This is a genomic window from Snodgrassella sp. CS2 (assembly GCF_050310315.1).
Lineage (GTDB): Bacteria > Pseudomonadota > Gammaproteobacteria > Burkholderiales > Neisseriaceae > Snodgrassella > Snodgrassella alvi_E.
On sequence record NZ_JBNPBA010000014.1, the window covers coordinates 1 to 5840 of the forward strand.

The 5840-nt window shown below is 35.4% G+C and carries 11 protein-coding genes and 1 pseudogene; 3 read left to right on the plus strand and 9 right to left on the minus strand.

What is annotated here, in order from left to right:
- A partial coding sequence (locus tag ACQP6D_RS10720) for a hypothetical protein (protein ID WP_427858184.1) occupies window positions 1-192 on the plus strand: 192 nt, incomplete at its 5' end.
- A gap of 181 nt (window positions 193-373) precedes the next feature.
- Here the strand turns inward: ACQP6D_RS10720 and ACQP6D_RS10725 are convergent.
- The 5 genes from ACQP6D_RS10725 to ACQP6D_RS10745 form a co-directional block, all read right to left on the minus strand.
- Window positions 374-673 carry a hypothetical protein gene (locus ACQP6D_RS10725; protein ID WP_370389328.1) on the minus strand — a complete coding sequence of 100 codons (300 nt, stop codon included), beginning with the start codon at window positions 671-673 and terminating at the stop codon, window positions 374-376.
- Window positions 674-726: 53 nt separating this feature from the next.
- Window positions 727-969, minus strand: a complete 243-nt coding sequence (locus ACQP6D_RS10730; protein ID WP_427858186.1) for a hypothetical protein — start codon at window positions 967-969, stop codon at window positions 727-729.
- Window positions 970-1260: 291 nt separating this feature from the next.
- Window positions 1261-1884, minus strand: a complete 624-nt coding sequence (locus ACQP6D_RS10735) for a hypothetical protein (RefSeq protein WP_427858187.1) — start codon at window positions 1882-1884, stop codon at window positions 1261-1263.
- Between the two features lie 37 nt (window positions 1885-1921).
- Window positions 1922-2425, minus strand: coding sequence for a hypothetical protein (locus tag ACQP6D_RS10740; protein WP_427858188.1), 504 nt, complete (start codon window positions 2423-2425; stop codon window positions 1922-1924).
- Between the two features lie 14 nt (window positions 2426-2439).
- Window positions 2440-3153 (minus strand): VENN motif pre-toxin domain-containing protein, encoded by a 714-nt coding sequence (locus ACQP6D_RS10745; RefSeq protein WP_427858189.1) that lies wholly within the window; start codon window positions 3151-3153, stop codon window positions 2440-2442.
- 141 nt (window positions 3154-3294) lie between these two features.
- On the opposite strand from ACQP6D_RS10745, the gene ACQP6D_RS10750 reads away from it, so the two are divergent.
- Both ACQP6D_RS10750 and ACQP6D_RS10755 read left to right on the plus strand, forming a co-directional pair.
- On the plus strand, window positions 3295-3516 hold the full coding sequence (locus tag ACQP6D_RS10750) for a hypothetical protein (protein WP_427858191.1): 222 nt from the start codon (window positions 3295-3297) through the stop codon (window positions 3514-3516).
- Between the two features lie 54 nt (window positions 3517-3570).
- Complete coding sequence (locus ACQP6D_RS10755; protein ID WP_427858192.1) at window positions 3571-3861, plus strand: hypothetical protein; 291 nt, start codon at window positions 3571-3573, stop codon at window positions 3859-3861.
- 21 nt (window positions 3862-3882) lie between these two features.
- Here ACQP6D_RS10755 and ACQP6D_RS10760 read toward each other — a convergent pair.
- The 4 genes and pseudogenes from ACQP6D_RS10760 to ACQP6D_RS10775 all read right to left on the minus strand — a co-directional run.
- Window positions 3883-4047 (minus strand): annotated as a pseudogene (locus ACQP6D_RS10760) (hemagglutinin repeat-containing protein); the annotation flags it as partial.
- Between the two features lie 172 nt (window positions 4048-4219).
- Window positions 4220-4612 carry a hypothetical protein gene (locus ACQP6D_RS10765; RefSeq protein ID WP_427858194.1) on the minus strand — a complete coding sequence of 131 codons (393 nt, stop codon included), beginning with the start codon at window positions 4610-4612 and terminating at the stop codon, window positions 4220-4222.
- Window positions 4613-4753: 141 nt separating this feature from the next.
- Complete coding sequence (locus ACQP6D_RS10770) at window positions 4754-5152, minus strand: hypothetical protein (protein WP_144078748.1); 399 nt, start codon at window positions 5150-5152, stop codon at window positions 4754-4756.
- The coding region (locus ACQP6D_RS10775; protein WP_427858195.1) for a hypothetical protein at window positions 5133-5840 on the minus strand (708 nt) is incomplete at its 5' end. The genes ACQP6D_RS10775 and ACQP6D_RS10770, both read right to left, overlap by 20 nt.

Genomic DNA, 5840 nt, shown 5'->3' on the forward strand with positions numbered 1-5840 from the left:
GAAACCACCGGACTGGCTGTGGCTGCCAATATGCCCCCTACGCTATTGGTTGGTGCGGCCAATCCTGCTCCGATGGCGTTCAGCAGTAAGCCGCCAGTGTTCCATTGCGACAGTTCTTTTTCATATTGTTCCCGCTCTGATAAGGTCAGGTTTTCGTCTTTCAGTTTTTCTTTCAGGCTATACCTTTTTTAGCTTAGTTTTTTCTCTATCAACATAGCTGCCTACAGTTCTTCTGCAGATTCTTTTGCCTGTAAGTCTCCATGTACGGCTTTATCTAATAATTCGTAAAATTATATTTGATACAAAATAACTAAATGGAATTTAGCCACCATTACTTAATGGATTATTTTTTATATTATTTTTTATTTTAAGATTAAAAAGTATCTACAATTCCATTAGTTATTTGGCTTTGGTATTTAAATAAATCTTTTAAAAATGGAATATTAAAACCGTTAGCAAACAAATATTCAACAACATCATCTGGCAAATAAGATGTTTTAGGTATATTTTTGTATTTCAATTTTGAATAACATAATTGATTCAAACTACTTTCTTTATTGGGATTATTGAATAATACAAAATCTTTATAGCATAATTTTTTTGAATTATATATATCTTGGCAATTAATATTTAAAACTATTTTTTGGGGATTATATTTAATTCCCAAATGCAATGTTTTATCTTGTATTTCTATCCTTTTTAGATAGTTATCTTTAAAATTTAGTATTATAAAAAAATTATTTTTATTTTTTTTATAGTTCCATAGTAATATCCATCCAAATATTCATAATTTTTATCGTAATTTAACATTGTTATTACGCTTTTACTTTTTGAAACTTCACAAACATTTTTTGGATTTTTTATAAAATCTATTATTTCATCATGTTCATTTGCTAACGCAAAAGACGCAAATAAATAAAATATCAAAAAAAAGAATTTTTTCATTAATCTAAACCCTACAATTTTCATAAAGTATCTTCTCAACAAAAACATATAGGTTTAAAATGTTATTCCAATAGGTCTTATGGGTATCTTATTACCTTTGGAATCTTCTACATAATCAAAATATATTTTGCAAATAATTAAGTTCTGTCAATATACCAACATTATACTCTGGATTATAGATCAGAATCATGAAAAAATTTTACTAGTACCAATATTTCCAGAGATATAATCATTTACTAATTAATTAATACCGGCAGATTATTTGTATCATCATGTTGGTACAAATAAATAATTTTAGAAGTAAATTAAAAGTATTTAAAAATCTAATAACCCATGATTTTTTAAATCTTTATATTTAATTAATTGATTTATAAAATCAATATTAAATCCGTTTATTAAAAGATAATTACTAAATTTATTACCTAAATAATAAGAAGGTCGAATATTGGGATTACGATTATTATTAGAACATAAATATTTTAAATCATCATAATAATTATTATTATAAGAAAAGATATGGTTCAAATTACATAAATTTTTATCGTTTGTTAAATCAGAAGTTATAGATAGCATTGAACAAGAAAAATTTAAAATCTTAGTATTACCTCTTAATCCAAGAGATAACGTGTTGTCATACACCTCTAATGATTCAAAATAATTTTTATTTAAAACTAATTTTATAGAATAATTTTTGTTACCATCCTTCATTATTCCATAAAAAATTCCGTCATTAAGATTAGAGTTTTTGTTAAGATTTAAAGGTGTAATATAAGTATTTTTTTTGGAACTAGGACATACATTATTTGATGAGTATTCTATAAATGCTGGAATTTTGTTTGAAACTGTAATTAGTTTAGAGTTTACCCCTTTTGCATTTATAATAGGATTACAGCTTAATATATAAATTGATAATAAGCTGCTTAAAATTTTTTTATACATATTTGTCTCCTATAAAAAATCATAGTTGCAATTTATACTATTTTCTATATTGTATATTTATTGGTCTTAACGCCAATCCTTGTTTATTAGTAGTTGGGACCAGAGAAAAATAATATAGTAATTCTTTACTTCCATAGGGAATATCACGTATTCCTACATATTTACCGTTAAATTTCCCGATATATGAATACTCAAGTCCTTGCGCATATGTTCCTCCAGGAAATTTTTCATTTAGATAATCTAACTCTGCTTGCAATCCTTTATGATGTGCTAATTGAAATATGGGCTCATTACCATTAATTATATTTAACTTTTCTTTTTCATAGTTATCTATACTTTCTCTTTCTTTTATATAATGTATGCTTGATTGCATTAAAGCATATGGATCAGAATTTTCAAATAAATCTTTAGTAGCATCAATTGCACCACTGTGTACATCATCTATAAAAATCTTTTCTTTGATGATATAGTTTGGATCTGAAATCAATCTTAAATATATATCTTCATTTTTGTTAATTGCATCTATTATAGTTTTATTCACTACATCTGTTAGATTTAATACTTTCCATTGAAATTATCGGATACTAAAACCGGAGGATTTTGTGTATCATCGTAATGATAACCTTCAATAATAATTCTATCATTGTCATCTATTTTATATTTGTATTTACTTTGTGTTTTGTTCAGTAAATTTATATATCTTTCTTTGGCAGCTTTATCCCCAGTTAGGATTAATCGATTATTATCCACAGCCGCATGCGCAGCCTGATTACCCTGCGCTGCATCTGCCATACTTCCACCCGCTACCGCTCCCGTAGCCGCTCCTGCCAGTCCTGATATTGCTGATACAGTTGCTTTCTCTTCTGCCGTCAAATCCTTTGGTTCTTTGTCATACAGCCATTTCGATACCACTGGACCTATAGCCTCTGATCCTCCTGCCGCCAATGCTCCTGCCAATGCATCATTCCCTCCTGCTGCCGCTACCGCTGCACCTAATACTGCATGTGTCACCAGATGGGCTGTGCTGCCTTCAGCTTCTTTGCCTTTAAAGTATTGGCCTATCTGATACGAAACCACCGGACTGGCTGTGGCTGCCAATATGCCCCCTACGCTATTGGTTGGTGCGGCCAATCCTGCTCCGATGGCATTCAGCAGTAAGCCGCCTGTGTTCCATTGCGACAGTTCTTTTTCGTATTGTTCCCGCTCTGATAAGGTCAGGTTTTCGTCTTTCAGTTTTTCTTTCAGGCTATCCTTTTTGCTGTTTATCATTGCTGAGGTAGCCTGTATATTGGCGCTGAATTACTGTGTGACTTCACGCTGTGTATCCAGCTCTTTCTGAACTTTGTCTTTGTCAAAGTTGTTGCTCAGGTAGCCGGCTTTATCCGCATAGTTGTCGCTGCTGGTATCGGTATGAATTCCAGCTATGGTTTCGGCTACACTTTTGCCGGTTTTCTGCTGCTGGGCAGCAGCATCCGTGATGATGATGTTGCCAGTATTGATGCCGCTGTGGGTGGTACTGCTGCTATGGCCACTATCGTGTCCGAAGCCAAGGGACTTGCTGGCACTCGTTTCCCCCTGATTAGCCAGATTAATCTTGTCGTTACCAGTAGGCTGTTTTTGTCCCAGTGTTGATCCACTAACGCTGCCACTGGCACCGATACCAATACTACTACCACTATAATCACTATGATTTTGGATATCGCTGCTCGTCAGGCTGCCGGTAATTACTTGGTTTTTGCCTGCCGCTTCGGCTGCTGCAGTAGAGGTGATGATGGCACCTTTGAGGTCGGTATTGCCTTTGATGTTGAGCTGGTAGCCATTGTCACCGGCAATGATGCCGCTTTGTTCTGTTACAGCAGCATAATCGGCTTTAATTTTGCTTTTACTAAAGCTGGCAGAGGCGGATGCGCCATAGCCTACGGTGACCTGCCCGCTGATATTCTGCTGTTTGCTGTTGTATTTGGCTGTGTCCTGTAAGCTTTCGATATTTAGTTCGGCTGCATCAATCTGTACGCCTTTACCTGCTACCTGTGCGCCTTTGATGTTGGTAGCTCCGCCGCTGGTGAGGCAGGTGTTGCCGCTGCTGCTTCCAATATGGCTGTTGCGGTAGCTGGTTTCGTCGCCATTGCCATGTCCTTTGCCGCGGTTGGCTCCCGCGGTGATCTCGCATTAACCATAATATCTTTTTCACATAAAAAACCCACCTGTATTAAGGTGGGTTGGTGCGGATAAATGGCCATGTTCCTTTTCATCGGCAGTTTAATCTGGCGACGTTTTACCATATCTAGCCCTTACCCGTCGCTAACGATACTCTGTATGGTAGCAGCAATCTTAATTAAAGGACTATTTCACCTCGTGCTCTACGCTCAGCATCACGTTGTTTCGCCCGATTCGATTGATAGGTTTGAAACGTGGGTGTTCCGCGATTTTCCATACACCTTCCAAACAAAGGTTGATTCCATACACCATTTGGGTAACCTTTTTCTTGAAGTCGATTTTCCGGCTTATTTGCCAGCTCTAGGCAATAGTCTTGATTTTTTTTTCTCAGTTCTTTCATTTGCGGAGACTCAGCATCATAATAAGCATCACTATCTTTCTGATAGCTTTTCCATGATGACCTATCCACATAATAACCGTTATACCAGTCCGATAAACTGCAACCACCTACTAGCAGACTGATTCCTGTCACAATTAATAAGCGTTTTTTACTTGGGCGGTAGTACTGCATGACGTTTTTTACCTTCATAATTAAGAAAATGTCTGCTTGGGCAAATGCTTGATTTATTCTTTGGCTAAATGGTCTAGGGGTATTTATCGGTACTGACGCCCGTTAATTAGCTATAGGTAAAACAACTTAGTAATACATGTCTTATTGGTTTTCAGGAACTATTTCACCACGAGCCCTACGCTCAGCTCGACGTTTTTCTGCCTGAATAGAGGAATAAGCATCAAAAGTTGGTGTTCCATTTTCTTTCATACAAATTTCATACATAGGTGAATTATAAACTCCGTTTGGATAACCCGCACGTGATATTAAATTTTCAGGTTTTGATGCTAAATTTCTGCAAAAAACATCATTCATGTTTCTCAGTTGCTTAATTTCTTGGGACTCAGCATCATAATAAGCACTTCTTTCTTCAAGATAATGTTTCATCGATGACCTATCAACATAATAACCATTGTACCAGTCCGATATACTGCAACCACCTAATACCAGACTTATTCCTGTCAGAATTAATAACTTTTTTCTACTTGGGTGGATCTGCATAGTATTTCTTTCCTCCATAATTAAAGTAGCGTTTGCCATCAATCACATGAATCGGTATTTGTGTAATTTTAATTGGTTTTAGTGTTTTTTTGTCATAAGTTGTCATGTTACCTTGGCGGTCTACCAGATTGATATTACCGTCTTCTCCTATCACTACTGCTTGAGCAAGTGTTGGATTAATATATTGTCCATTTTGGTCAAGTTTAGGTTCAAATACAGTATCTTTAATTTTTCCAAATTCTGGATTTGGAATTGGTAATCCTGTTTTTTTATTGATGTATTCTTTACCATTTGCATCAGTTAAATTTTTATCAAGATAATAAGCACCATTATAACTGCTGTGACTGTAGCAGGAGCCTAACGGATTACCAGTACAGTTCCCTGCGGTTACTGGATTCAGGCCTACCAGTCTACCAACAAAGTCAGTATTGTTATTGCCCAGAAATAATGTGCTATTAATACCATTTTCATCAACGTAGCCATTTTTGTTCAGCATGTCAAATTCGCCTACGATATTGGCTGCCGGCCCTAGATATTTGGTTTTTTCAATTGGTATATCGGTTAATCCTTTTACATTTTGCAGATAAGCCGTGCTGACTTTGTCTGTCAATGAACCGCGGCTGTGGTTGTTAAACATAATTGGTGTACCGGTTTCTTTGGCCAATTCTTTCAATTCTGCGTTGGTTTT

Coding starts and splice junctions, on each gene's coding strand:
- ACQP6D_RS10765 (WP_427858194.1), bottom strand. CDS start 4,612: ATGCAGTACTACCGCCCAAGTAAAAAACGCTTATTAATTGTGACAGGA.
- ACQP6D_RS10770 (WP_144078748.1), bottom strand. CDS start 5,152: ATGCAGATCCACCCAAGTAGAAAAAAGTTATTAATTCTGACAGGAATA.
- ACQP6D_RS10730 (WP_427858186.1), bottom strand. CDS start 969: ATGAAAATTGTAGGGTTTAGATTAATGAAAAAATTCTTTTTTTTGATA.
- ACQP6D_RS10735 (WP_427858187.1), bottom strand. CDS start 1,884: ATGTATAAAAAAATTTTAAGCAGCTTATTATCAATTTATATATTAAGC.
- ACQP6D_RS10750 (WP_427858191.1), top strand. CDS start 3,295: ATGAATTCCAGCTATGGTTTCGGCTACACTTTTGCCGGTTTTCTGCTG.
- ACQP6D_RS10745 (WP_427858189.1), bottom strand. CDS start 3,153: ATGATAAACAGCAAAAAGGATAGCCTGAAAGAAAAACTGAAAGACGAA.
- ACQP6D_RS10755 (WP_427858192.1), top strand. CDS start 3,571: ATGATTTTGGATATCGCTGCTCGTCAGGCTGCCGGTAATTACTTGGTT.